The organism is Micromonospora sp. LOL_025, from assembly GCF_048060285.1.
In the GTDB taxonomy this organism is placed as follows: Bacteria; Actinomycetota; Actinomycetes; order Mycobacteriales; family Micromonosporaceae; genus Micromonospora.
On record NZ_JBHMIR010000018.1, the window covers coordinates 53,498 to 79,182 of the forward strand.

The 25,685-nt window shown below is 73.5% G+C and carries 21 protein-coding genes; 18 read left to right on the top strand and 3 right to left on the bottom strand.

Going from position 1 to position 25,685, the window contains the following annotated elements:
- Positions 1-103: 103 nt before the first annotated feature.
- Positions 104-3,502, bottom strand: a complete 3,399-nt coding sequence (locus ACFHW0_RS21130) for a discoidin domain-containing protein (protein ID WP_416610235.1) — start codon at positions 3,500-3,502, stop codon at positions 104-106.
- Positions 3,503-3,804: 302 nt separating this feature from the next.
- Here ACFHW0_RS21130 and ACFHW0_RS21135 point away from each other — a divergent pair, with 302 nt between their 5' ends.
- From ACFHW0_RS21135 to ACFHW0_RS21180, 10 genes are all read left to right on the top strand, one after another.
- Positions 3,805-4,014, top strand: coding sequence for a GNAT family N-acetyltransferase (locus ACFHW0_RS21135; protein ID WP_416610128.1), 210 nt, complete (start codon positions 3,805-3,807; stop codon positions 4,012-4,014).
- Positions 3,996-4,229, top strand: coding sequence for a GNAT family N-acetyltransferase (locus ACFHW0_RS21140; RefSeq protein WP_416610237.1), 234 nt, complete (start codon positions 3,996-3,998; stop codon positions 4,227-4,229). Before ACFHW0_RS21135 ends, ACFHW0_RS21140 begins: the two co-directional genes overlap by 19 nt.
- Positions 4,230-4,663: 434 nt before the next feature.
- On the top strand, positions 4,664-6,313 hold the full coding sequence (locus ACFHW0_RS21145) for a family 10 glycosylhydrolase (protein WP_416610129.1): 1,650 nt from the start codon (positions 4,664-4,666) through the stop codon (positions 6,311-6,313).
- Between the two features lie 347 nt (positions 6,314-6,660).
- A complete protein-coding gene (locus ACFHW0_RS21150) occupies positions 6,661-7,209 on the top strand; it encodes a hypothetical protein (RefSeq protein ID WP_416610131.1) in 549 nt (182 codons plus the stop codon).
- Positions 7,210-7,336: 127 nt separating this feature from the next.
- Entirely contained in the window at positions 7,337-8,089 is a 753-nt protein-coding gene (locus ACFHW0_RS21155) for an alpha/beta hydrolase (protein WP_416610133.1), read from the top strand.
- Between the two features lie 164 nt (positions 8,090-8,253).
- The gene (locus ACFHW0_RS21160) at positions 8,254-8,883 is read left to right on the top strand and encodes a CatB-related O-acetyltransferase (protein WP_416610238.1); all 630 of its coding nucleotides are present in this window, start codon (positions 8,254-8,256) and stop codon (positions 8,881-8,883) included.
- A gap of 178 nt (positions 8,884-9,061) precedes the next feature.
- Positions 9,062-10,642, top strand: coding sequence for a phenylacetate--CoA ligase family protein (locus ACFHW0_RS21165; RefSeq protein ID WP_416610135.1), 1,581 nt, complete (start codon positions 9,062-9,064; stop codon positions 10,640-10,642).
- A gap of 3 nt (positions 10,643-10,645) precedes the next feature.
- Positions 10,646-11,086 (top strand): DUF4188 domain-containing protein, encoded by a 441-nt coding sequence (locus ACFHW0_RS21170; RefSeq protein ID WP_416610137.1) that lies wholly within the window; start codon positions 10,646-10,648, stop codon positions 11,084-11,086.
- The gene (locus tag ACFHW0_RS21175) at positions 11,083-12,186 is read left to right on the top strand and encodes a hypothetical protein (RefSeq protein WP_416610138.1); all 1,104 of its coding nucleotides are present in this window, start codon (positions 11,083-11,085) and stop codon (positions 12,184-12,186) included. Before ACFHW0_RS21170 ends, ACFHW0_RS21175 begins: the two co-directional genes overlap by 4 nt.
- 2 nt (positions 12,187-12,188) lie before the next feature.
- Positions 12,189-13,172, top strand: a complete 984-nt coding sequence (locus ACFHW0_RS21180; protein ID WP_416610140.1) for a nitroreductase — start codon at positions 12,189-12,191, stop codon at positions 13,170-13,172.
- A gap of 75 nt (positions 13,173-13,247) precedes the next feature.
- Here the strand turns inward: ACFHW0_RS21180 and ACFHW0_RS21185 are convergent, their stop codons facing one another.
- The gene (locus ACFHW0_RS21185) at positions 13,248-14,537 is read right to left on the bottom strand and encodes an MFS transporter (protein WP_416610142.1); all 1,290 of its coding nucleotides are present in this window, start codon (positions 14,535-14,537) and stop codon (positions 13,248-13,250) included.
- Positions 14,538-14,750: 213 nt separating this feature from the next.
- Between ACFHW0_RS21185 and ACFHW0_RS21190 the strand changes: the two genes are divergently transcribed.
- From ACFHW0_RS21190 to ACFHW0_RS21205, 4 genes are all read left to right on the top strand, one after another.
- The gene (locus tag ACFHW0_RS21190; RefSeq protein WP_416610144.1) at positions 14,751-17,729 is read left to right on the top strand and encodes an MXAN_6230/SCO0854 family RING domain-containing protein; all 2,979 of its coding nucleotides are present in this window, start codon (positions 14,751-14,753) and stop codon (positions 17,727-17,729) included.
- A gap of 69 nt (positions 17,730-17,798) precedes the next feature.
- On the top strand, positions 17,799-18,101 hold the full coding sequence (locus ACFHW0_RS21195) for a WXG100 family type VII secretion target (RefSeq protein ID WP_416610146.1): 303 nt from the start codon (positions 17,799-17,801) through the stop codon (positions 18,099-18,101).
- A gap of 7 nt (positions 18,102-18,108) precedes the next feature.
- Entirely contained in the window at positions 18,109-19,773 is a 1,665-nt protein-coding gene (locus ACFHW0_RS21200) for an alpha/beta hydrolase (RefSeq protein WP_416610148.1), read from the top strand.
- Positions 19,770-20,306, top strand: a complete 537-nt coding sequence (locus ACFHW0_RS21205) for a hypothetical protein (protein ID WP_416610150.1) — start codon at positions 19,770-19,772, stop codon at positions 20,304-20,306. Before ACFHW0_RS21200 ends, ACFHW0_RS21205 begins: the two co-directional genes overlap by 4 nt.
- A 52-nt stretch (positions 20,307-20,358) precedes the next feature.
- Here ACFHW0_RS21205 and ACFHW0_RS21210 read toward each other — a convergent pair whose 3' ends face one another.
- On the bottom strand, positions 20,359-21,156 hold the full coding sequence (locus ACFHW0_RS21210; RefSeq protein ID WP_416610152.1) for a siderophore-interacting protein: 798 nt from the start codon (positions 21,154-21,156) through the stop codon (positions 20,359-20,361).
- Between the two features lie 467 nt (positions 21,157-21,623).
- On the opposite strand from ACFHW0_RS21210, the gene ACFHW0_RS21215 reads away from it, so the two are divergent.
- From ACFHW0_RS21215 to ACFHW0_RS21230, 4 genes are read left to right on the top strand one after another with little or no spacing between them, the layout of a single operon-like run.
- Complete coding sequence (locus ACFHW0_RS21215) at positions 21,624-22,652, top strand: iron-siderophore ABC transporter substrate-binding protein (RefSeq protein ID WP_416610154.1); 1,029 nt, start codon at positions 21,624-21,626, stop codon at positions 22,650-22,652.
- Positions 22,649-23,692: a FecCD family ABC transporter permease gene (locus ACFHW0_RS21220; protein ID WP_416610155.1), complete on the top strand. Its 1,044-nt coding sequence runs from the start codon at positions 22,649-22,651 to the stop codon at positions 23,690-23,692. The genes ACFHW0_RS21215 and ACFHW0_RS21220 overlap by 4 nt, the downstream gene beginning before the upstream one ends.
- A complete protein-coding gene (locus tag ACFHW0_RS21225; RefSeq protein ID WP_416610157.1) occupies positions 23,689-24,723 on the top strand; it encodes a FecCD family ABC transporter permease in 1,035 nt (344 codons plus the stop codon). The genes ACFHW0_RS21220 and ACFHW0_RS21225 overlap by 4 nt, the downstream gene beginning before the upstream one ends.
- Entirely contained in the window at positions 24,720-25,541 is an 822-nt protein-coding gene (locus ACFHW0_RS21230) for an ABC transporter ATP-binding protein (RefSeq protein WP_416610159.1), read from the top strand. The genes ACFHW0_RS21225 and ACFHW0_RS21230 overlap by 4 nt, the downstream gene beginning before the upstream one ends.
- The last annotated feature ends 144 nt before the right edge of the window (positions 25,542-25,685 follow it).

The following is a 25,685-nucleotide window of genomic DNA, read 5'->3' on the forward strand; positions in this document are numbered from 1 at the left end:
GCCCGTGCGACGGGACGGGGGTGCTCCGGGAGGGGGCGTACGGCGTCGGTGACGGCCGGGGCAGGACGACCCGCGCGGGCCGTCCTGCCCCGGGGTGGCGCGGTCAGCTCAGCGGTTCGACCCAGATGTTGCGGTAGTGGACGTTGAGGCCGGGGTCGCCGTGGTCCTGCAACCGGATCGGCCCCACCGAGGGTCCCTCCGGGGCGCCGTTGCCCGTGGGCCCGTTGATCACCGCGTTGTCGTGGACGGTGACGCCGTTCCACACGACCGTGACGCGGGCGTTCTCCGTCTTGACCCCGGCGCTGTCGAAGCGGGCCGCCCGGAAGGTGACGTCGTAGGTCTGCCACGTCTCAGGCGCGCCGGCCGCGTTGACCGATGGCGCGATCTTTCCGTAGATGGCGCCGCCCTCGTCGTTGGCCGGGGTGGTGTCGCCGAGGGAGTCCAGGACCTGGAGCTCGTAGCGGTCCTGTAGGTAGATCCCGCTGTTGGCGCGGGCCTGGCCGGTGACGTCCGGCGGCAGGTTGGGCAGCCAGAACTCGACGTGCAGCCGGAAGTCACCGAAAGCGCGCCTGCTGCGGATGTCGCCGCCGAGGACCTCCACCCCGCCCCTGGCCAGCGGCCACGTCGCCGGGGTGCCGTTGGTGTACTCGAAGTTGTCGAGGTGGGATCCGTCGAGGAGCGTGACGCGGCCGGTGTCGCCGCCGGGGCCGTGGGCCTCGAACTCGTAGATGCGTGCCGCGTTGTCGGAGGTGTTGGTGGCCTTGGTGACGTTCAGTCGGACGTATCTGGCCTGGGTGGGGGAGATGTCGTGGGTGGTGGTGTTCGCCGTGTTGGCGGTGACGGTCGCCGCCGTGGTCCAGGACGTGCCGGTGGTGCTGGTCTGGATGGTGAAGTCGCGGGTGTTCCAGGCGGTGTTCTCGCCGCCGGCGCCCGCGTGCCGTACGACGAGGCGGCTCACGCTCCGGGTGGTGCCCAGGTCGACCTGGAGCCACTTGTTGGTGCCCGTCGAACACCACTTGTCGCTGTTCCCGCCGGACACGCTGCCGTTCACGGCCCTGGCCGGGCCCTCGGTGGCCGAACAGGAACTGTCGGCCGTCGCCGCCCTGCCCAGCGCGAGGTTCTCGGTGGCGGCCTGCCCGCCGTAGGCCTCGAACTCGTAGATGCGTGCCGCGTTGTCCGTGGTGTTGGTGGCCTTGGTGACGTTCAGTCGGACGTATCTGGCCTGGGTGGGGGAGATGTCGTGGGTGGTGGTGTTCGCCGTGTTGGCGGTGACGGTCGCCGCCGTGGTCCAGGACGTGCCGGTGGTGCTGGTCTGGATGGTGAAGTCGCGGGTGTTCCAGGCGGTGTTCTCGCCGCCGGCGCCCGCGTGCCGTACGACGAGGCGGCTCACGCTCCGGGTGGTGCCCAGGTCGACCTGGAGCCACTTGTTGGTGCCCGTCGAACACCACTTGTCGAGGTTGCCGCTGGTGACCGTTCCGTTGACGGCCCTGGCCGGGCCCTCGACGGCGGAGCAGGAACTGTCGGCGGTCGCCGCCCTGCCCAGCGCGAGGTTCACGGGCGGCTGCTGACCGGGGATGGCGTTGAGCGTGTACCAGACCTCGGTGCTCCAGAGCGACTGACCGTTGCTGGCCGCGAACGGCCGGGGCGATCGGACGTGTACCACCCGACCGGCCTTGAGGCCGTTGATCACCAGCGTGACCGTCTTCCCGTCCTGCGACAGCGTGGCCGACGAGACCGACAGGGTCTCCTCGTCGACCTTCGGCCCGCCGTACGCGGCCGTCGCCACGTAACGCCACTGCTTGACCCGGTACTTGCTGGCCAGGGCCGCGGCGGTCGTCGCCGACAGCGGCTGGGTGTATTCGATCTCGAAGCCGTTGGGCAGCGCCCGCATGGCCCGCATGTCGAAGTTGTTGCTGCCGTTCGGGGCGATCTTCTGCAGGCCGTAGCTGAGCTTGCCGTCCTGCCCCCAGTTGCCGCCGCCGTGCAGGCCGCCGGTGTAGATGGCGCCGTCGGGCCCGACGCTGACCTCGGACACCCCCGCCTCCAGGCCCTGGGTCAGTCTGAACAGCGCCCCCTGGTACTCGCCGTTGACCTTCTCCAGGAAGGCGCGCTGGAGCCCGCCGTAGGTCACGTCGCCGATGAGCATCTGCCCGGCGAAGGTGCCCTGGGTCAACATGACCGGGGTGCTCGGCGAGTTGCCGATCTCGTTCTGCGGCATCCAGAGGACCGGCTGGACCACCGCGTTGTTGTCGAACGGCCCGGGCGGGTTCATGTAGTGGTTGAAGAAGCGGCCCTGCTTGACGTGCACGAGCTTCGACGACGGCAGCCAGGCACCCTGGTTGTCGGTGACGAAGATGTCGCCCTCCGGGCCCCAGCCGATGCCGTGCGGGGTGCGTAGGCCGCCGGCCACGTAGTCGACCACGCCGGTGCTGCGGTTCACCTTGATGGTCGTGCCCCGGTTCGGGGCCGGTTGCGGGTCGGTCGTGGCCCCGCCGTAGTTGATGGACACCGAGAGGTTCAGGTAGAAGTACCCGTCCCGGTACAGCAGGCCGAACCCGAACTCGTGGAAGTTGCTGCCGAACGGCCAGGTGGCCACGGTGCGGTACTGGTCGGTCACCCCGTCGCCGTTGGTGTCGTTGAGTTCGGTGAGCTTCGCCTTCTCGGCGACGTAGATCTTCCCGTCGACGATCTTGAGCCCCATCGGCTCCTGAAGCCCCGTCGCCACCCGCTGCCGGGTCACTTGGCCGGCGCTGGTGCTGCCGGTGACGTTGCCCAGGATCCACACCTCGCCCACGCTGGTCAGGGAGCCGCCCCAGGTGGACACGGCCAGCCGGCCGTCGGGGAACCAGTCGAACCCGGTGACCTGCGGCTGGAAACCACTTGGGCGCAGGTCGGTCAGGGTGTAGTTCGGGTGCACCGACGTGAGCGGCAGCCCGTCGCCGGGGGAGTCGCCACTGGCCTCGCACTCCTTGCGGCCGGGTGCGGTCACCCGCACGACGCCGGCGTCGGTGCTCAACGCCGAGTTCGGGACGTTCACGAACGTGCTCGAGCCCGGGGGCTGCCACTGCAACGTGAGCTGCTGGCCGCCCGTACGCTCGAAGTGCTCGATGCGCAGCGAGTGGTATCCGGCGGTCAGGTCGACCGCGCCGTCCTTGGCCTCCGGGCCGTGCACACCGTCGTGGTCGACGATCAGGGTGTCGTCGATCAGCAGACGCGACCCGTCGTCGCTGATGAGTCGGAAGGTGTAGCGTCCGGCCTGGGTGATGTTGACGTTGCCGAGGACGTGGACCAGGAAGTGGTCCTCGATGCCGAAGTCCGCCGCGCTCGTCCAGTTGACCGTCGGCATGAGCCTGTCGACGTTCGGGGTCTGGCCGGCCTTCAGGGTGCAGAGGTTGTTCAGCGGCACCTGCAGGTCGAAGACGCGCAGGGTGACGCCGGGTTCCTGCGGGGGCGGAGCGGCAGCCGCGCTCGGCGGGGACAGCCACAGGCCGGCGACCGCCATGACGGCGGTGACGGCGCTCGCGATGGGCACGCGTGCTCGTCGGGACGATCCGAGCATTCTTCTCCTCCAGGGGAGCGGGACAACGACGTACGTCGTCGCGCGGCGCTCGGGCTCAGCGGCGGGCCCGGACATCGAACGGACATCGTTGTCATGTCCTGATGGTTGGCCTGGCACGCCGCTGCCTGGTGAGGCAACACTAGGATTCTTAAATCTAAATGTCTAGATGTTTATGCGAGATCGTCTGAACTTTCGTCCGGACGGGCAAAAGTCGTCGACGCCGTGCGGTGGTCTAGCGTGCCGCCATGCTGCTCACCCTCCGGCCGCTCGCGCTCGACGACACCGCAGCCGTCCACGACTGGGCACGCCTGCCGGAGTCGTGCCGCTACCAGGCGTGGGGGCCCAACACCTACGAGCAGACGCAGGCGTACGTGCGGGCCGCCGTTGCCGCACCCCGGACCGGCTGGTCTTCGCGGTGCTCCTCGACGGCGAGGTCGTGGGCAGCGCCGAGCTGAAGCTGCACGGCCCGAGCACCGCCGAGATCGCGTACGCGATCCATCCACGGCGGTGGGGCCAGGGCATCGCCACGGCCGCGGCGCGGGAACTGCTGCGACGGGGCTTCGGCGAACACGGGCGCCATCGCATCTTCGGTACGTGCGACCCTCGCAACCTCGCCTCGGCGGCGGGCCCGGCCACACCTCACGGTCCGCGACGGGCGTGGGGGCGGTAGGCTGTCGAAGCGGGTACGCGACGGCCGATGACGGGCCACGACCACCCGCCTTCCTTCCGGCTCGCAGCCGCCAGTGAACATGTTGCGCGTCGCCCTGTGAAATCTTGGAGTACGTCTTGGCAGACATGACGCCGCCCGCCCTGAATCCCTTCGAATCAGAGGGAGACGGGGACACCGACCGCGAACGCGGGCGAGCGGTGGACGTGAGCGCGGACGCGATGACCCGCATGCGCACCCCGTTCGTCTCGACAGACAGTGACCACGGCACCGCCGACGAGAGGCGGGCGTCGCGTTCCTGATGCTCCGCGCCGGGGTCGTCGAGAGCGACGACTACGGCTGGATCCGCCACCAGATCGGCGCCCGGCCCTTATTTGACCGTTAACCAACGGTCCAACTGGTTCACCAGGTGGGGCCGGACTGGGCAGACTGGGACGATGTCCGCCGCTGAGTCGCCCGCCCGCCGCCGTCGTACCCAGGCATTCGTCGCGGTGGTCGCCGCGCTCGCCGTGGCGGTCGCCCTCGGCGCCTGGTCGCTGCGGGACCGGGTCGCCGGTGGACCCGGCCTGTCGGAGCAGGGCGCCGTGACCACCTTCGGTGCCGCCCCGGCGGATCGCGCCCCCGCCTGCGCCGGTCGACCGGCCCGGGCGCCCCGCGAGCTGCGGGGCATGTGGATCACGACGGTGAACAACATCGACTGGCCGAGCCGGCGGGGGGTGCCGGCCGAGACGGCGCGGGCGGAGTTCCGGGGCTGGCTGGACCTGGCGGTGCGGCACAACCACAACGCGGTCTTCGTGCACGTGCGGCCGAGCGGGGACGCCCTCTGGCCGTCGGCGTACGCGCCGTGGTCGGAGTGGCTGACCGGGCGCCGCGACGGTCGCGACCCGGGCTGGGACCCGATGGAGTTCATGGTCGCCGAGGCGCACGCCCGCAACCTGGAGTTCCACGCCTGGTTCAACCCGTACCGGGGCGGGCAGCCGGCCACGGTGGGCGGGCCCGGCCCGAGGCTGGACCGGCTCGCGCCGACGCACCCGCTGCGGCGGCACCGCGACTGGGTGGTGACCTATCCCAGCGCCGACCGGCCCGGCAGCCGCCTCTACTTCAACCCCGGCATCCCCGAGGCACGCACGTTCGTCGAGGACTCGATGCTGGAGGCGGTCCGGCGGTACGACGTCGACGGGGTGCACTTCGACGACTTCTTCTACCCGTACCCGGAGGCCGGGCAGGACTTCCCGGACGACGCGACGTTCGCCCGGTACGGCCGGGGGTTCGCGGACAAGCACGCCTGGCGCCGGGACAACGTGAACACGCTGGTCCGCGAGATGAGCGAGCGGATCAAGGCGATCAAGCCGTGGGTCAAGTTCGGCATCAGCCCGTTCGGCATCTGGCGCAACAAGCGCACCGACCCGGCCGGCTCGGCGACCGCGGGGTTGCAGAGCTACGACGACATCTACGCCGACACCCGACTCTGGGTACGGCGGCAGTGGCTGGACTACGTCGTGCCGCAGCTGTACTGGCACATCGGTTTCGACAAGGCCGACTACGCCAAGCTGCTGCCGTGGTGGACGGCCACGGTGCGCGGCACCCGGGTCCAGCTCTACATCGGCCAGGCCGACTACCGGGTGGGCGAGCGCGGCGCCTGGCGCGACCCGGCCGAGCTGGACCGCCAGCTCGCCCTCAACCGCCGGTACGGCGCGAGCGGGAGCGTGCACTTCAGCGCCAGGCAGGTGCGCACCGACAAGCTCGGCGCGGTCAGCCGGTACAGCGGGGCCCACTACGCCGGGCCGGCGCTGGTGCCCGCGATGGCGCAGCTGCCGGCGGCGCCGCCGGCCGCCCCCACGGTCACCGGCGCGCGGCGTACGGGTGTCGACGCGGTGACGCTGACCTGGCGCGGGGACGGCGCCGCGAGCTTCGCCGTCTACCGTGTCGACGGCGACACCGCCCGGCTCGTCGGCACCGCCCGGGGCGCCGGCTGGGTCGACCGCACCGCCCCCGCCGACCGTTCACTGTCCTACTGCGTCTCCGGCCTGGACCGCAGCGGCAACGAGGGTCGCCTCAGCGCGCCGATGGCCGTCGACACCCGGTAGGAGCGGGCGGTCAACCGACGAGGTGGACACGCTCACCGGGGTGCGGGCGGCGGATGTCGGCGCCCAGGCGGTCGGCCTCGCGCCGCAGTACGCCGTCGCGCACCCGCGCCCCAGTCGTTGAGGAGGCCGTCGTGGACGGCGTAGGCGCGCCGGGGTGCCATCCGGCGTAGGCATGCGATCAGGTCGGGGACGGTCATCCACGGCGCCTGGCTCGAAGTGATCGAAGTGTCGTGGGATCTGCCCGGCGGCCGGAGCTGCCGCAGGCAGAACCCGGTAGGCGACGCAGCGCGCCCGGAGAGGTCGCCCCGGTTGCGGGAACGCCCGGTCGCGCCGGTTACCCTGCGGCGGTGGTGGTCGGCGAGGACGGGGAGCGGCTGGCGGCGTCGCTGGCCGACCGGCTCGACGCGGTCACCTTCACCGACCTGACCACGGACCAGGTCACCGCCCGGTTGATCGACGCGGTGGTCGACTGGGCGGGGGAGCGGGGCTGGCGGGTCTACCGGCGGGCGTCCAGCGTGTTGCCGCTGCCGCCGCCGATGTCCGCGCAGCAGTCGGTGCTCGACGTGGCCTGCGCCCGCCCGGACGGGCCGCCGGTCGTCGTCGAGGTCGATCACGGTACGCGCCGCCGTACCTGGGAGAAGCTGCTCGCCGAGGCCGACGCGGGGCGGGTCCCGCTCTGGGTGCGCTGGGGCGCCGGCCGGTTCACCGCGCCGCCCGCGCCGATCCTGATGGTGGCCTGCGAGGTGAGCGGGCGGCCGGACCCGACCGGCCGGGGGCGGGTACACAGTCGTTCGCCGCGAGCCGACAAGCTGCCGCCGGCGCATTCGGCCGTGCGGGTCGCGACGGTGGACGCCGTCGAGCTGCCGCTGCCGCCGCCCGGGTCGCCCGGGGCCTGAGCCGCACGGGCACGGCCGCCGCACGGCTCGCGGCATCGCCTCGGTGCGTGCGCACACCGGGTGGCGGTCGACGGTGCGACCTCGGCCGTGACGCCACAGAGTGGCCGGGCCGTGCCAGACTGCGATCATGGACGAGACGCCGAATTTCCTCCGCCCGTTCGTGCTGACGCCGGCCGCACGTCGGCACGAGCGAGAGGCGAACCTCGACTGGTACGTACCGGAGGGCGGCGGTCCGCACCCCGCCGTGGTCCTCGTCCACGGGGGACCGCTACCGGCCGGCCTGCACCCGGGTCCCCGCGACTGGCCGGTCTACCGCGGCTACGGCTGCCTTCTCGCCGACCGCGGTCTCCTGGCCGTCACCGTCGAGCACCGGATGCGCGTCGTCGCCGGCCCGCAGGGCCCCGTCACCGACTGCCCGACGGCCGCCCTCGACGTCGCCTCGGCCGTGGACCGGGTACGTGCCGACCCGCGCGTCGACGGCGGGCGGATCGCCCTCTGGTTCTTCTCCGGCGGGGGACTGCTGAGCACGGACTGGCTGCGGGACCGGCCCTCCTGGCTGCGGGCCGTGGCCCTGACGTACCCGCTCCTCGCGCCGATGCCGGGTTGGGGCGTCGACCCGCGCTTCGATCCGGGCGCGGCCGTCGGCGAGCCGGGCGGGCCCGTACCGCCGCTGCTGCTCACCCGCGTCGGCCGGGAACGCGACGAGATGGCCGAGACGGTCGCGGCGTTCCTCGACGCGGCGGGCGACGCCGGCGTACGGGTGGAGGTGATCGACGTACCGGGCGGGCAGCACGGGTTCGACATGCTCGACCACACCGACGAGTCCCGGCGGGCGGTCGAGCAGGCGGCCGACTGGGTCTCGCAGCGACTGGCCCGGTGACCGGCTCTCCTTCCCACTCCGCAGCGGCGACGCTCTGCGGTGCGACGGCCGGTCGACCTCCGCCGGGAAGGGGCTGGTTTTGCGATCATGGGTACGTCGACCCGCCCGAGAGGAGGTGATCCGTGGTGGCAGGCGTCCCCGCCGATCCGAACGTCCTGCATCCGATGCCCGAGCAGCCGCGGGTGGTGCTGTTGAAGCCGCTGGTCACCTCGCCGCTGATCGAGGTCGGCGAGTTCTCCTACTACGACGACCCGGACGATCCGACCGCCTTCGAGACCCGCAACGTGCTGTACCACTACGGGCCGGAGAAGCTCATCATCGGGAAGTTCTGCGCACTCGGCGAGGGCGTGCGGTTCATCATGAACGGCGCCAACCACCGCCTCGACGGCCCTTCGACGTTCCCCTTCCCGATCATGGGCGGTTCCTGGGCCGAGCACTTCGACCTCATCACCGGCCTGCCCGGACGGGGTGACACCGTCGTGGGCAACGACGTCTGGTTCGGATACCGCGCGATGGTGATGCCCGGCGTCCGCATCGGCCACGGGGCGATCGTCGCTTCCGGTGCCGTCGTCGTCGACGACGTGCCCGACTACGGCGTCGTCGGCGGCAACCCGGCCAGGCTCATCCGCCGCCGGTACGGCGACGAGGACATCGTCCGCCTGCTGGCGCTGGCCTGGTGGGACTGGCCGCTCCCACACCTCACCGAGCACGTCCGCACGATCATGTCCGGCAGTGTCGACGCCCTGGAGGCTGTGGCGCCGCCCGCACGGCGGCCCGGGTCCTCCGACTCCTGACGACGCGGCCGCACACCGCACCCACCTGCCGCGCTGCGGGTTCGGCGTCGAAGGTCTCGCCCACCGCACCGACCTCGGGTAGCGGCCGGGAGCCTGGACCGGGCTGGGTGCGGATACTCAGCGACGCATCGGTGCGACAGCTCAGGCGTCCCCGGCCGGATGCGCCGAGGATTCTGACATGGCCGAGACGCTGCACCGCTACGCTGATCCGTCCTTTGTCGCGTCACCGCGCCTGACGGCCGGGGAACGCTGGCGACGGGCACGTCTGACGATCTTCGGTCGGGTGCTCGGGGCGGTGGTGCGGCTCGCCGGTCGCCATCCCGCCTCGTGGCGGTGGTCGGCCCGGCGGCACCACCCGGCACTGGACCTGCTCGCGGCGGCGAACGCCCGTGCGGGTTGCGCGCTCGCCGCACTGGACGTCCCGGCGTACCGCTCCTTCCTGCGCGCCCGGCCGGCCGGGGCCCGTCGCCGGCTGCGGGACTTCCCGGAGACCGACAAGGTGAGCTACGTCGTTCCGTTCGACGCCGCCCGGCGCTGCCGGGGCGGACGACTGCCGGCCCGGGGCGTGGTGGTCGACGAGTCGGCCGGGTCGTCGGGCCGGCCCTTCAACTGGCCGCGCGGCGAGCGGGAACTGCGCGCGGTGCACCGCGACGTCGTCGGCTACACCAGTCTGGTCTTCCCGATGCGTCGCCCGTTCGTCATCAACGCCTACTCGATGGGCGCCTGGGCGACCGGGACGACGACCGGCGCCGCGATGGCCCGCATCGCGGTGGTCAAGAACACCGGCCCGGACCTCGGCAAGATCGTCGACACGCTTCGCGAGTTCGGCCCGGACTTCGACTACCTGGTGACCGCGTACCCGCCGTTCCTGAAGCACCTGCGCGACCGGCTCGACGCCGACGGCTTCGACTGGTCGCGCCACCGTGTCTTCGCCAGTTGCGGGGGAGAGGGGATGACCGAGGCGTTGCGCGCCTACCTGGAGGAGCGGTTCCTGAAGGTCCGGTCGGCGTACGGCGCCTCGGACCTGACCATCGGGATCGGCGCGGAGACCCGGTTCACCGTGTGGCTGCGGCGCCGCCTGCGCACCGACCCCGAGCTGCGGGCGGCGCTGCTCGGCGTCGACGAGCAGCGGTTGCCGATGGTGTTCCAGTACAACCCGTTGGCCACCTACCTGGAGACCAACGAGCGCCGGGAACTGCTCTGCACCATCACCGGCCCCGACGTCCTGCAGCCGCGGCTGCGGTACAACGTCGGCGACGAGGCGCTGCTCGTCGGGTATCGGCGGATCCTCGACCTGGTCCGCGGCGATCCGCAGCGCTGGGCCGAGTGCCGCGCGGCGCTGGCCAGCGAGCGGATGACCCTGCCGCTGCTGCTGCTGTTCGGCCGGCGCGACTCGACGGTGTCGTACCTGGGCGCCAACCTCTACCCGCAGGACGTGGAGTACGGCCTCTACGCCGGGAACCCGTACGCCGCCGAGATCAGCCGGTTCTGCCTGGCGCTGGCCGAGGACGCCGCGCTGGAGACCCGGCCCGTGGTGCACCTCGAACTGCGCCGTCCGCTGCCCGACTCGGACCGCGAGGCTCTCGCCGGCGCCTGCCGCAGCGGCGTACGCCGGCACCTGGCGGATGTCTCCCGCGACTTCGCGCAGTCGCTGACCGAGGACCCGACCGCCGGTGACCTCCGGATCGAGCTGCACGAACCGGGCGCCGGCCCGTTCGCCGGCCAGCAGAAGATCAAGAACGTCTACCTGAAGGGCTGAGAGATGCGTACCCGTGACTTCTCCCGCGCCCCCGCGCGGGCGCAGGCCGGCGCCATGTTCTTCGGCGCCACCCGCTACAGCGGGCCGCTGGCGATCCTGCGGCTCCTCCCGGCCTGGCTGCGGATGGTCCGCGACATGCGCCGCATGTCCGGATACCGCTGGCACCGGGTGTACTGGGAGTTCCCGTTCACCCTCGGCACCGTCGCGTTCTTCGCCGACCGCGACGCCCTGCTGCGCTTCGCCCGGTCCCGGCACCACCGCAAGCTGATGGTCTGGCTCACCGACGGCAACCGCAACGCGACCGCGGGCTTCATCCGGCTCTTCACGGCCGAACCCGACGGCTACTCCAACGGGCTGTGGCGGGCCGAGTCCACCGAGATGGGGCACATCGCGACGTTCACGCCGCTGGGATCGGAGACGGTGGGACCGGCGGTGCGGCGATGACCGCCCCGCGCGGTCTGGAACGCGTCGTCGACCGGCGCGGCCTGCGCGAGTTCCTGGCGCTCACCGACCGGGTGTACGCCGGCGAGCCGCGCTTCGTGCCGCCGTCGCGCCAGCAGGTGCGGCGGTGGTGGCGCGACGGCGTGCCCATGTACGTGCTCCGCGACGGCGCGGGTGCCGTCGTGGCCCGGACCACCCTGCACACCGACGCCGCCCTCGACGCCCGACTCGGCCGCCGGTGCCAGCTCTTCGGGCTCACCGAGTTCACCGCCGCGGCGGCGCGCCCGCTGTTCGACGCGATCGGCGCCGCCGCCCACGCCGCCGGCGACCGGGACGCGCTCTTCGGGCCGGTGGCGTTGCTGCCCAACCAGTCGGGCGGGGTCATCACCTCCGGGTACGCCGACCGGGGCTTCATCGACAGCGCCTGGAACCCGCCCCGCTACGTGACCGCGTACGAGTCGTCCGGGTTCCGCCGGCGGTTCGAGTCGGACACCTGGATCTGCCCGGTCACCGCCGGAGACGACGTCCCGCCCGACCCCGACCTTCCACCCGGCGCCGACGAGGACGGCGCGGAGCTGAGGGTGCACCGGGGCGACGTCCGCCGGCTCGCCGACCAGCTCGAACTGCTGCGCGGGATGCTGAACGCGTCCTTCGCCCAGCTCGGCTACTACACCCAGATCTCCGCCGCGCAGCTGCGCCGGCAGACCGACGGGCTCGCGTACCTGCTGAACGAGTCGCTGCTGCTCTACCTGACCAGGGCCGGGCGGCCCGTGGCGTTCGTGCTGTGCGTACCGGACATCAGCGAGTTCGTGGTTCGGGTCCGGGGCGACCTCAACCTGGTCAACCAGCTCCGGCTGCTGGCGGTCCGCCGCCGGTACCGGCGGGAGGCGGTGCTGATCGTCAAGGGTGTGCTGCCCGAGCACCAGGGACGCGGATACCAGCGGCTGCTCTCCGCCGCGCTGCGCCGCAACCTGCACACCGGCGGGTACACCACGCTGCGCAGCACCTACGTCGGCCGGGACAACCCGGCCTCGGCCGCGCAGTACCGGACGATGGGCGGCCGGCCGCTGCACGGGTACACCTTCTACGAGAAGGCGCTGTAGACATGGGCCTCGCCGCGTTCCGCGCCCTGGAGCCGCTCTGCTGGCGGGCGCCGAGCGCGCACAACACCCAGCCGTGGCGCCTCGACCACCAGCCCGGAGCGGTCCGGGTGGGCTGGGACGAGGCGCACACGCTGCCGGCGGCCGACCCCTCCGGCCGGGACCTGCGGCTGTCCCTGGGCGCCTTCGTCGAGACCTGTCTGGTCGTCGCGGCCGACGCCGGGCTCCGGATGCGCTTCGTCGCCGACCACCGTGCCGCCGACCGGCGGGCGGGTTGGCTGCGGCCGTCCCCGCACCGCTACGACACCCCGTTCGACGCGGCGCAGGTGCTCACCCGCCGCACCCACCGGGGCCGGTTCTCGGCCGGCCCGGACGCCGGGGTGGTGGCGGCCGTCGACGCCGTCGCGCGGGCGTCGGGCGGGGCGGTCCGGGCCGTACCGGACGCCGGCCTGCTGGCCCGCCTGCTGAGGACCGCCGACCGGCAGACGTACGCCGATCCCGCGGTGGTCGGCGAGTTGCGGTCGTGGCTGCGGCTCACGCCGGCGCACCCGGACTATCACGTGGACGGGCTCACCGACCGGTGCCTGGGTCTGTCCGGGCGCGAGGCGACCGCGTTGCGGGCGGCGCTGGCGGCGTACCCGGTCCTGCGCCCGCTGGGCCTGCCCCGGCTCCTCGCGGCGGCGTCCGGCAACCCGCTCGCGCGCGGTGGCGCCGTGATCGTCCTGATCGGACCGCCCGGGACGCACGACGCGACCCAGGTCGAATTCGGTCGGGTGCTCGCGCGCACGTGGCTGACCCTGCACGCGGCCGGGCTGGCGGCGCACCCGCTGAGCCAGCTGATCGACACTCCCGCGACCCGGAACGCCCTGGGCTCGCTGCTGGGCGTGGCGTCGGAGCGCCTGCTGCACGTGGCCCGGGTCGGCCGGCCGGTGGGCCCGGCGGCACCCTCGGCGCGCCGGGTCGGCGGCAGCGGGCAGGGCCTGCGCTGATCCCTCTTCGACGGCGGTGGCGCGGCCGCGTCGGGGCCGCGCGGGGGCCGGCGTGCGGGCGGCACCTCCCAGGGGTCACGACGCCTGGCTGGCCGCGGGCCGTCGGGTCGCCGACCGGCGGACCACCGGCTCGGACCCGGCGCGGCGGACCGGGGTGAACAGCCCGCCGACCGCGACCAGGAGACACCCCGCTCCCGCGACGAGAGTGACCGCGGTGACGCCGTAGCGGCCCGCGGCCCAGGTCAGCACGGCGGCGCCGGCCGGGCCGAGCGCGTAGTGCGTGCTCCAGAACGCGGAGGTGACCCGCCCGAGCAGGTGGTCGGGGGTGATCTCCTGGCGCAGCGACATCGAGCAGATCCCGCCCACGCTGACGCCGCACAGGTACACCGCGGTCAGCACGGTGACGCCCCGCACGCTCCCGACGACGCCGATGCCCACGATGGCGAGACCGCACACCGCGTGCGCGCCGATCCAGGTGATGCCGAAGCCACGCCTGCGGCGCAGCGGTGCCACCAGCAGTGCTCCGACGACCGTGCCCAGGGCCGCCAGGCCCAGCACCGTGCCGACCGTGCCGTCGGAGCCGCCGAGGTCGTGCTTGACGTGGTAGACGAGGACGTCGGTGAGGCCGTACGTCAGGAAGATGAAGACCGACAGCAGGACGGTCAGCGAGCGCAGCACGGGCTGCCGCCAGAGGAACCGCGCGCCGGCGAGGAACTCGGCCAGCCGGCCCTCCCGCGCCGCCGCGCCGCCGGCCTCCGCGCCCTCGTCGGACCGGCGTAGCCGCACCAGCCAGAGGCCGAGGGCCGACAGGGCGAAGCTGGCCGCGTTGATGGCGATGGCCGCCGTGGGGCCGAAGCGGGCCGACACCACGCCGGCGAGCAGCGGCCCGAGCACGGCCGCCGCCGCGTACGTCGCCTGGAGGCGACCGTTGGCCTCGGTGATCCTGGGCCGGTCGACGAGGTTGCGCACCGCGGTCACCGCGGCGACCTGGAACACCATGCCGGCCGCCTCGCAGATGGGCAGCACGACGAAGAGCAGCCAGACCTGCGGGCCACCGAGCCAGGCCAGGGGAATGAGGCCGTAGAGCACCAGGCGGGCCAGGTCGGCGGTGATCATCAGTTTCCGTCTGTCGTACCGGTCGACCAGGACGCCGCCGAAGATCCCCGCGCCGACGGACGCGGCACCGGCCGCTGCCGTGAGCAGGCCCATCTGGGCGACCGACCCGGTCGCGTGGAGCACGAGCAGCGGCACCGCGATGTAGGCGAACGAGTCGCCGGCGGCGGAGAGCGACTGCGCGGCCCAGTAGGCGCCGAAGTTGCGATCACGCCACAGGGGACGCGGAACCGGATCGGTGCGTCGGCTCATGTCGGCGAGGGTAATCCGCTGCCCCCTGCCAGCGGTGTCCCCGGCACGCGAACGGGTGTCTCCCGGCCGGGAATCAGGGTGGGGCCGGCCGCGGCCGGCCCGTACGATCTTCCTCGCGGTGGGCGGCTCCCCGCGGTGCTTCCTTCTCACCCTTTCCTGGCAACTAGCGTCGCGACTCTCCGCCCACCGCCTTCGCACGGGGAGGTCGCGAGCATGGATGCGCTGGCCGTGGTGCTGCTGCGACGCACCGGCCGGGTCGCGGTGGTGGGCACGGGTGCCGCCCCTGTGGACGGTGCCGCCTGGGTGGCCGCCCTCGAGGCCGATCTGGCCGGTCGTGGCTGGCTGCTCCGGGACGACCTGCGCACGGCGGCGGCCCGGCTGCCGGCGTCGGTGCGGGTCCGGTGGGCCGACTGGCTGCTGGCGACCATCGACGAGATGGTCGGCGCGGATCGTCCGATGCTGCCGCTCTACCGGTCGTTCCCCGACACCCCGCGCGACATCGAAGCGGTCTACGTACGGCGGCTGCTGACCCATCTGTTCGCCGTGCCCGGCGCGCCCTGCGTGCTGTGCGGCCGCGAGGACGGTGGCGCGCCGCTCGACCCGTGCGGCCATCCCGTGTGCCCGGCCTGCTTCCCGCCGGAGCAGGTCACCGCGTGCCCGGTCTGCGGCCGCCGGCTGGCGGCGGACGACACGTACCTCACCGTCGTCGCGCCCCCGGCCCCGGTGCGCCGCCGGCTGCGGCGGGCCGGTGCGCCGGTCGGGGACACCGGCGCGCGCGCCGTCCCGGCCGCGCCGCCGCTGCCGATGCGTCTCGCCGGGCTCGAGGCCGACCCGGTCGGCGCCGCGGCCCGGCTCCGCGACGAGCTGGTCGCCCGTCCTGCCGCGCTGAGCGGGTCCGACCGGGCCGACCTCGAGGTGTTGGTGAACGCCACCGCGCCGGGCCGCCTCGACTGGTTGCCCGAGGTGGTGCCGGCGCGGGAGACCCTCGCGCTGGTCGTCGCCTGGGCGCTGCACGCCACGGCGTGCACCCCCGGCCACCGCGACCTGGTCGCCGCGGCCCGCCGGCGGTGGTCGACCGCCACGGACGTGGCGCGGACCCTGTGGGCGTACTCGGGTGGGGACCCGGGGCTGGTCCTGCCGAGGCGGGACGACGGGTCCGGGGCTCCGGGCGCGGCCTGGCGACCGGTCCACGAGCCCGTCGTCGTCGTGCCGGTCGCCCGGGTGCGGGCCCTGCCCCGGCCGCTGCGGCGCGCGGCTCTCGCGCATCTCGACGCCTGCGGTGCCGCGGGCGCGGCAGAGGACCTGCGGCGGCACCCCACCGTCTGGAAGCGCCTCGGCGAGCGGCTGCACCCGTACGAGAAGGTGGCCGCGCACCCGGCGGCGGCCGTCGCGTTCGCCGCGCTGCGCGGCACCCGCACGGCGCGCGCCAGCGCCCTCGGCGCGGCCATGGTGGCGGCCTGCGCCCGCGAGCCCCGGCGGCTCGTGCTGACCGGGCACCCCGACGGCACGGTCACGGTCCGCGTGCGGACCCACGCGTCCCTGGTGGAGGAGGCCCTGACCGACGGCGACGTGGCGGGGGCCGCCGGCCTGCTCACCGAACGTCCGGGCGAGCTGTGGCGCCGGCTCGACCACCTGCTGCGGGTCGCCGGGGACGATCCGGCGGCGTACCCGGCCGTCGAGACGGCCGTGCGCCGGACGGTGGCCCGGGTGGCACCCGGCGTGCTCGCCGCGGCGGCGGCTGAACTCACCGGCCGCGCCGAGACGGTACGGGCGACGGCCGCCGAGCTGGCGGCGACCGCGCGGGCGCGGGCGGCGGCGCGGGCCCGCGGCTCCGCGCAAAGCGGGGCCGCCCCGGCGCTCGCCGTCGGCCTGGGCGACGTCCTGCGCGCCGTCGCGCGAGGCGTGCGCGGTGCCGGCCCCGCCTTCCTGCGGCAGGCGTTCCGGTCGGGCGACGAGCTGCCCCCTCCCGCCGAGGCGCCGCCCGTGGGCGACGCCGTCGAGGAGTCCGGGATCGTCGGTGGCCGTCCCGGTCCCGGTATGCCCCGGCGGGTGTTCCATCCCCGCGGCAGCGTCGTGACCACCTGGACCGAGCCCGAGCGACGCCCGCCGGTGCCCGCGCCGGCGATCACCGCGGTACGCGGGCTGGTCGACGCCGAGCTGACCGCCCGCGCCGCCCGGCTCGGCCGGTTCGACATGGCCGTCCTCGACGCCGCCCTGGCCCAGGTGCCCGCACCGACGCGGGAACGGGCCGCCTCGGCGCAACTGGCGGGGTGGCCACGGGGCAGTGTGCGGGCGCTGCCCGACGCGGAGGTGTTGCGGTTCTTCCTGCACTGGGCGGAGCCGGGCGCCGCGCGGGTCGACCTCGACCTGTCCTGCGTGTTCTTCGACCGGGACTGGCAGCGGGTGGGCCACTGCGACTTCACCCGGCTGCGTTTCGCCGGCGACGGCGCGATCCACTCCGGCGACCTCACTTCCGCCCCGGCTCCGCTCGGGGCCACCGAGTTCCTCGACCTGCACCTGACCCGTCTCGCCGCGCACGGCGTGCACTACGCCGTGCCGACCGTCCTCAGCTACAACGCCGTGCCGTTCGAGGCCCTCACGGAGGCGGTCGCCGGCGTCATGCTGCCCCTCGCCCGGGGCCAGCAGTTCGACGGCGCCCGGGTCGCGCAGCGGTTCGACCTGCGCGGCAACGCCCGGATGCTGCTGCCGATGGTCGTGGACCTGCGCACCCGGCGGCTGCTCTGGACCGACCTGACCCTGACCGGCCGTGGCTACGGCCACAGCGTCGACCGCCACGGTGACCAGCTCGCGCGGGCGGCCGCCGACCAGTGGGAGCACTTCCTGGGCGGCCACCACACCACGGTCCTCGACCTGCTGGCATGGCACGCGGTCGGGCGCGCCGACCGGATCCTGGTCGGCCACGCGGGCCACACCTACACCGAGGTACCGGCCGACGTTGCCGCCGTCCGCGCGGCGGCGTCGGCGGACACCGGCGAGATCCGCGTACCGCCGGATCTGGCCGGCCGCACGGTCCTGGCCGGCGCCGTCGACCCCGACGCCCTCGACCGGCTGGTCCCCGTGCCCGCCCCGGTCGCGCCGGGCTCGACGGTGGTGACGGTGACCGGCACGCCCGGCCATCCGTGGACGCCGCTGCGCGCCGGTGACGTGCTGGCCGGGCTGGGCACCGGCTGAGGCGACCGATCCGCGCGGCGCGGGGGGCGGTTATGTAGGCTCGCATCGATCTTCGCGGGAGGCCAGTCAGTGATCGAGCTACACGTCGAGCCGGAGTTGCTGGAGAAGGCGTCGCGGGTGTGCGACGACCTGCGGGACGATCTGCGGCGCGACGTGTCCGACGTCGGAGACGAGACGCGGGCCGCGGTCTCCGGCCTGCCCGGATGGCAGACCCGGGCGGCGCTGGAGCAGCTGCGCTGGTCGTGGTCGGACGACCTGACCAAGCTGGACCGCTATCTGTCGCAGGTGGGCGACGCCCTGCGGGGCTGCGCGATGGACTACCGCTACAGCGACGAGGCCAACGCCGCCCGTTTCGACATCCACGGGCGGTGACCGCACGGTGGTGACCTACGCGGACCTGCGCGAGGCGCGCGTCGCCCCGCTCCGGGACGCCGCGCAGGCCTGGACGGACCTGTCCCGGGCCTGCGCGAAGCTGGAGGAGCGGTGTGGCGCCGAGCTGACCGGGCCGCTGCGCGGCTCGGGCTGGCAGGGGCCGGCTGCCAGTGCCGCGCTGGGCCGGCTGGGCGAACTCGACGACGAATTCGAGGTCGCGAGCCTGCAGACGCGGACCGCCGCGAGCGTGTTGCGTGAGGCGGCGGAGGAGTTCGGCGACCTGCAACGGCGGTTGGAGTCGGCCGTCGGCGCCGCCCGGTCCCTCGGACTGGCCGTGGACGAGGCCGGGCGGGTGTCCGCGCCGGCGATGGCGGCAGGGGACAGGCACGACCCGGACGCGGAGACGATCCACCGTCGGCACGTCCAGAACGCCGCGATCTACACCGATCTCATCACGCGGATCGTCACCGAGGCCACCGAGGCCGACAGCCGGATCGCCCGCGCCCTCACGCAGTTGAAGGCCAGCGCGTCGGGGCAGTTCGCCTGGGAGTACAACCGGGCCAACAGCGGCGCTCTCGCCGCCGCGGCGGCGCTCGAACTGCGCGAGGACGACATCCCCGCGCCGGGCAGCAGCCCCGCCGACGTGCACGCCTGGTGGAGCGGCCTGTCCGACGACGAGCGGCAGGTCTACCTCACCGCCTACCCGGAGCGGATCGGCGCCCTCGACGGGCTGCCCGCCAGCGACCGCGACGCGGCGAACCAGTTGGCGCTGCGCACGTTCGTCGGTGACGACGCCGGCCGGCACCGCGACCGCGACGACCCGCGGCACGCCACCGCGCTCCTGCTGCTGGACAAGCTGGAAGGCACGGAGAACGCGGCGCCGAACGAGCGGCTCTACCTGCTCTCGTTCGACCCGACGGGTGACGGGAAGGCGGCGGTCGCGATCGGCAACCCGGACACCGCCGCCCACACCGCGGTGCTCGTTCCCGGCGTCGGCACCGAACTCGACGACATCCGTGGCCTGATCGGGCGGGCCAACGACCTGCGGGAGGCCTCGGTCGAGCTTGCCCCCGCCGGCGCCGACGTCTCCGTCGTGGCCTGGCTCGGCTACGACACCCCGTCGGTGAACCTCGACATCGTCAGCGCCGTGTTCGGAGCCAAGTCCGAGGCCGGTGCCCGCGCGCTCGACGGCTTCGTCGACGGGCTCCGCGCCTCCCACGACGACAGTCCCTCCCACATCACCGCCATCGGTCACAGCTACGGGTCGACCGTCCTCGGCGAGGCGGCCAGCAACGGCGACGGCCTCGCCGCGGACGACCTGATCGCCGTCGGCAGTCCCGGCATGCGCGTCGAGAACGCCGGCGAGTTCAACATCGACCCGGGACACGTGTGGGCCGGCGCCGCGGCCGACGACACCGTCGTCGCCCGGCCGGAGGAGACGATCGGCTGGCTCGACGGCGTACCCGTCGTCGGGGAGTGGGTGGTCGACGGCCTCGTCGGCATCCACGGCCCCGCGCCGCACGACCCGGAGTTCGGCGGCAACGTCCTGCACGTCGACACCTCCGGCCACAGCGGATACTGGGCGCAGAACAGCCAGATGCTGCGCTCCCAGGCGGCCGTCATCGTCGGCGACTACGAGGCAGCCGCCCTCGACCACGGCAGAGCACCATGATCCCGCCGTACCGCACGCCCTGGTGGCGAGCGGTGGTCCTGGCGGCCGTACTGGTGCCGGTCACCGCCTGCACCGGCGGTGACCCCGGCTCCTCAGGAAAGGACGATCCGTTGCAGACCAAGCCAGCAGCCGAGGTGAGCACCCTGGCCGAGGCGCGGGCCCAGGCCGTCGCCGCCACCGCCGGCGTCGCCCTGGACGACTGGCGGACCAACACCTCGCCCTGCCAGGGCCAGCGGGGCGAGATCGCCGACGACGGACGGTGGACGTTGAGCGGCTTCGCCGGGCTTCCGGTCCCGCCCGCCGACCAGATCACCACGCTGCGGCGCATCCGCGACATGTGGCGGCAGCAGGGCTACGAGATCACCGAGGACCGCACCTTCGCCGACGGCACCCGGGGTGCCGTGTCGATGCGTGACCCCGGCACCGGGATCACGATCAGCCTCACGACCACCGCGAGCCGGGACCGCGTCGCCCTGATCCTGGCGAGCGACTGCTACCGGCCCGCGGCCGGCGAGGACCCGGCCAACGCCTAGGTCGGCTCCCGGCGCGTGCGCGGGCGGCCCGGGCACGCACGGCCACCGGAGTTCAGTGCGCGGCGACCTTCCAGTAGCCGCCGAAGTACACGCGTTCCTTGGCGATGCCGCGTTCGGCGCACAGGTGCCGTCGGACGGTCGTGACCATGGCGGACTCGCCCGCGACGAAGGCGTACGGCGTGCCGGCCGGCAACGCCAGGTCCCGCAGCGTACGGATCACCACGTCGCTGCCGCCCGCCGGCGCGCCGCCCCGGTGCAGCCAGGTCAGCGTGACACCGGGCGGCGTGCGTACCTCGATCTCGTGTTCCGCCGAACCCACCTCGATCAGCGCTATCGCCCGCGCCTGCGGCGGCAGCGCCTCGACGGCCGCGGTGATCGCCGGCATGGCGGTCTCGTCGCCGACGAACAGCTGCCAGTCGGTGTCGGCGGGCGGGGCGTACGCGGCGCCGTCGCTGAGCACGCCGATCCGGTCGCCCGGGGCGGCCCTGCGCGCCCAGGCGGAGGCCGGTCCGCCGTCGCCGTGGAGCACGAAGTCGATGTCCAGCTCGCGCCGGCCGGCGTCCAGGCGCCGGACCGTGTAGTTGCGGACCACAGGCCGTCGCTCCGCCGGCATGGCCTGCAGGGCGGGCCACCACTGCGCGGAGTCCGGCAGGTGCAGGTCGGCGTCGGGCGCGGGGGCGAGGAAGATCCGCGCCAGGTGGTCCGGCCCGGCGTAGCCGAAGCGGTCGATCTCGGCGCCGGTCAGGGTGATGCGCCGCAGATGAGGCGTGAGCGGCCGGTTGGCGACGACCTCGGCGAGCATCGGGCGCCTGATCACCCCGGCCTCGACCAGTGTGGTGCCGACGGTCATGGTGTCGCTCCTTCGAGGATCTGCGCTACCTCCTGGCTGCAAAGTTAGGTTAGCCTGACCTGAGCGCCGGCTGATCTCCTGCCCCTGGTCATCGAAGGTGGAGAATCGGTCCGGGTGCGGAGGCTCGCCCCCGGCCAGGGTGCGTCGGCGCTTTCGCGACCGGCGTCGGCGCGGCCCCGCTGTCGGGCGTCGCCGCGGGGCGCCCGGCGTCGCCGCGGAGGTCGTTTCCGGCCGCCCGTCCGGCCGTCGCCGTCCCGGTCCGTGTCCCGGCCGCGCCCCGTCCGGCCGGTGCCTGTCGCGCTCGCCGGGCGGCGGGCGCCGCGCTCCGCGGCACGGACCGCGTCGCCCCGGTAACCGCAGGTGAGGCGGCCTGCGGGGGCGGTTCCCGGCGGGGCCGCGGTAGATCAAGACCACCCCGGAACGTATGTTAGGTTAGCCTCCCCTTACCAGCATTGAGGTGTACTTTCATGCGCTCAAACCGCTTCCTCACCGGGGTCGTCGCCCTGGCCGCCACGTTGGCGCTCACCGCGTGCGGCGGTTCGTCGAAGGCCGAGGACGCCTCGACCGACGGCGGCTCCTCGGCGTTCCCCGTCACGATCACGCACGCGCTCGGCACGACGACGATCAAGGAGAAGCCGAAGCGGGTCGCGACAGTGGCCTGGGCGAACCACGAGGTTCCGCTGGCTCTCGGCATCGTTCCCGTGGGAATGGCGAAGGCCAACTTCGGCGACGACGACAACGACGGCGTCCTGCCGTGGGTCGCCGAAAAGCTCAAGTCGCTGGGCGGGACAGCCCCGGTGCTGTTCGACGAGAACGACGGCATCAACTTCGAGGCGGTCGCGGACACCAAGCCCGACGTCATCCTCGCCGCGTACTCGGGTCTGACCCAGCAGGACTACGACACCCTGAGCAAGATCGCGCCGGTGGTCGCGTACCCCAAGGCGCCCTGGGCAACGGCGTGGCGCGACACGATCAAGCTGGAGAGCCAGGCCCTCGGCCTGGCCAAGGAGGGCGACGCGCTGATCGCCGACATCGAGAAGCAGATGGCCGACGCCGCCGGGAAGCACCCGCGACTGGCAGGGAAGTCGGCGATGTTCATGACGCACGTCGACCCGACCGACCTCAGCAAGATCGGTTTCTACACGACGCACGACACCCGGGCCCAGTTCTTCGCGGACCTCGGGATGAAGGCCCCGGCAAGCATCGCCACCCTCTCCGCCGGCACCGACAAGTTCACGCTCAACCAGAGCGCCGAGCAGATCCAGGTCTTCGACGACGTGGACATCATCGTCGCCTACGGTGACGACAAGCTGCTCGCCGCCGCGCAGGCCGACCCGCTGCTGTCGAAGATCCCCGCGATCAAGCGCGGCTCGGTGGTCATGCTCTCCGGCAGCACGCCACTGGGCACCGCGGCGAACCCGACCCCGCTGGCCATCCCGTTCGTGCTCAACGACTACGTCGCGATGCTCGCCAAGGCCGCCGACCGGGTGTCATGACCCGGCTCGACTCGCCTGCCCTGCCGGACGTCGCCGTGGTGCGGCGTCCGGCACGGGTACGGCTGCTGTGGTTCCTCGTCGCGGCCGCGGTGCTGCTGGCGTTCATGCTGGCGTCGGTCGCGCTGGGCTCCCGCGACGTCGGCTGGTACGACATCCTCGCCGCGTTCCGGGGCGCGGACGCGACCATGGAACAGGCCGCCGTCACCAAACGGATCCCGCGGACCCTGCTCGCCGTGGCCGTCGGCGCGGCCCTCGGCCTGTCCGGGGCGGTCATGCAGGGCGTCACCCGCAACCCGCTGGCCGACCCCGGCATCCTGGGCGTGAACATGGGGGCGTCGCTCGCCGTGGTCACCGCCATGGTCGCCTTCGGCCTCTCCTCGGCGACCGGCTACCTCTGGACGGCGATCCTCGGCGCCGGCCTCGCGGCGGTCTTCGTGTACGCCGTCGGCTCCCTGGGACGCGGCGGCCCGACGCCACTCAAGCTCGCCCTCGCCGGCGCCGCCACGTCCGCGGCGCTCGCGTCGTTGATCAGCGCCTTCGTGCTGCCCCGCAACGACGTGGCCGGCGGCTTCCGCTCGTGGCAGATCGGCGGGGTCGGCGGTGCGACCTACGACAGCCTCCGGCAGGCCCTGCCGTTCCTCGCCGTGGGCTTCGCGATCTGCGTCCTGTCGGCCCGGGCCCTGAACTCGCTCGCGCTCGGCGACGAGCTCGCGGCGGGGCTCGGCGAACGGGTGGCCGTCGTGCGGGCCGTCGCGGCGATCGGCGCCGTGCTGCTCTGCGGCGCCGCCACGGCCGTCGCCGGACCCATCGGGTTCGTCGGCCTGGTCGTCCCGCACGTGTGCCGCCTGCTGGTCGGGCTCGACCACCGGTGGCTGCTGCCGTTCTCCGCGCTCCTCGGCGCGTCGCTGCTGACCGCCGCGGACGTCGTCGGGCGGGTGGTGGCGCGCCCGGCGGAGATCGACGTGGGCATCGTGACGGCGCTGATCGGCGCCCCGTTCTTCATCTACATCGTCCGCCGGCAGAAAGTGCGCGAGCTGTGAGCACCACGACTCTCGAGGCCGTCACCCACGGCCGGGTCCGCCGTACGCTCCGGCGACGCGTCGTGCTCGTCGTGCTCGCCGTCCTCGTCGTCGCCGCGTTCGCCGTCTCGCTGATGGCGGGGCGCACCTTCTACCCGGCGGCGGACGTCCTGGCGGTGATCGCCGGCGAGGACGTCCCCGGGGCCTCCTTCACGGTGGGCACGCTCCGCCTGCCCCGGGCCGTCCTCGCGATCCTGGCCGGGGGCTGCTTCGGGCTCGGCGGTGTCACCTTCCAGACGATGCTGCGCAACCCGCTCGCCAGCCCCGACATCATCGGCATCAGTTCCGGAGCGAGCGCCGCGGCCGCCTTCGCGATCGTGACGCTGCACCTCGGGGAGGCGGGGGTCTCCGCCTTCGCGATCGTCGTCGGGTTGGCGGTGGCGCTGGTCGTCTACACGCTGTCGTTCAAGGACGGCGTCGCCGGAACCCGTCTCGTCCTGATCGGCATCGGCATCGCCGCGATGCTCGACAGCATCACCGCGTACGTCCTGACCCAGGCCGCCGAATGGGACCTGCAGGAGGCGATGCGCTGGCTGACCGGCAGCCTCAACGGCGCCACCTGGGCGGAGACCGTCCCGGTGGCCGTCGCCGTGGCCGTCCTGGCACCGGTGCTGCTGGGACAGGCCCGCAACCTCTCCATGATGCAGCTGGGCGACGACACGGCCGCGGCGCTCGGGGTCCGCCTCGAGCGCACCCGGATCCTGGTCATCGTCGCGGCCGTCGGTCTCATCGCCTTCGCCACCGCGGCGACCGGGCCGATCGCCTTCGTCGCCTTCCTCTCCGGGCCGATCGCCGCCCGGATCATCGGCCCGGCCGGCTCCCTGCTGCTGCCCTCCGCCCTCGTCGGCGCCCTGCTGGTGCCCGTCGCGGACTTCGGCGGTCAGTACGCCTTCGACACGCGCTACCCCGTGGGTGTCGTCACCGGCGTGCTCGGCGCCCCGTACCTCATCTACCTGCTCATCCGTACGAACCGCGCGGGAGGCTCGCTGTGACCACCACCCACACGCTCGCGGTCGAGAGCCTGACGCTCGGCTACTCCGACCGCGTCGTCATCTCCTCGCTCGACCTCGTCGTGCCGCCCGGGAAGATCACGGCGATCGTCGGCGCCAACGCGTGCGGCAAGTCGACCCTGCTGCGGTCGATGTCGCGCCTGCTGGTGCCCCGCGCCGGCCACGTCCTGCTCGACGGAAAGCAGGTGCACCGGCTGCCGGCCAAGCAGCTGGCCCGTACCCTCGGCCTGCTTCCCCAGTCGCCGACGGCGCCCGAGGGGATCACCGTGGCCGACCTCGTCGGTCGTGGGCGCAATCCGCACCAGCGCGTGCTCTCCCGCTGGAGCAGGGAGGACGACGCCGCCGTGGCGGCGGCCCTGGACGCGACGCAGACGGCGGACCTCGCCGACCGCCCGGTCGACGAGCTCTCCGGCGGCCAGCGGCAACGGGTGTGGATCGCGATGGCCCTGGCCCAGCAGACGGACCTGTTGCTGCTCGACGAACCGACGACGTTCCTCGACGTCAGCCACCAGGTCGAGGTCCTCGACCTGCTCACGGACCTGAACCTGACGCGCGGCACGACGATCGTCATGGTGCTGCACGACCTCAACCTCGCCGCCCGGTACGCGGACCACCTCATCGCGCTGGCCGCCGGCAGGCTGCACGCCGCCGGGGAGCCTGCGCAGGTCCTGACGCAGGAGTGCGTCCGCGCGGTGTTCGGCCTCGAAAGTCAGGTCATCGTCGATCCGACGTCGCGGAAGCCGCTGATGCTGCCGATCGGCCGCCACCACGTGACTACCCGCCCCGGCGTCGGCGGATGACGCGTCGTCGGGCCCCCGTTCACCGAGGCCATTAGGTGAGGCTAACCTGGCCCCCGATCGCTGGGAGGGCGCATCTCGTGTACACATCCACGTTCGTCCGGGCCGTCTTCGACCCCAGGCGGGCTCCGGCCCTCACCTGGGCCG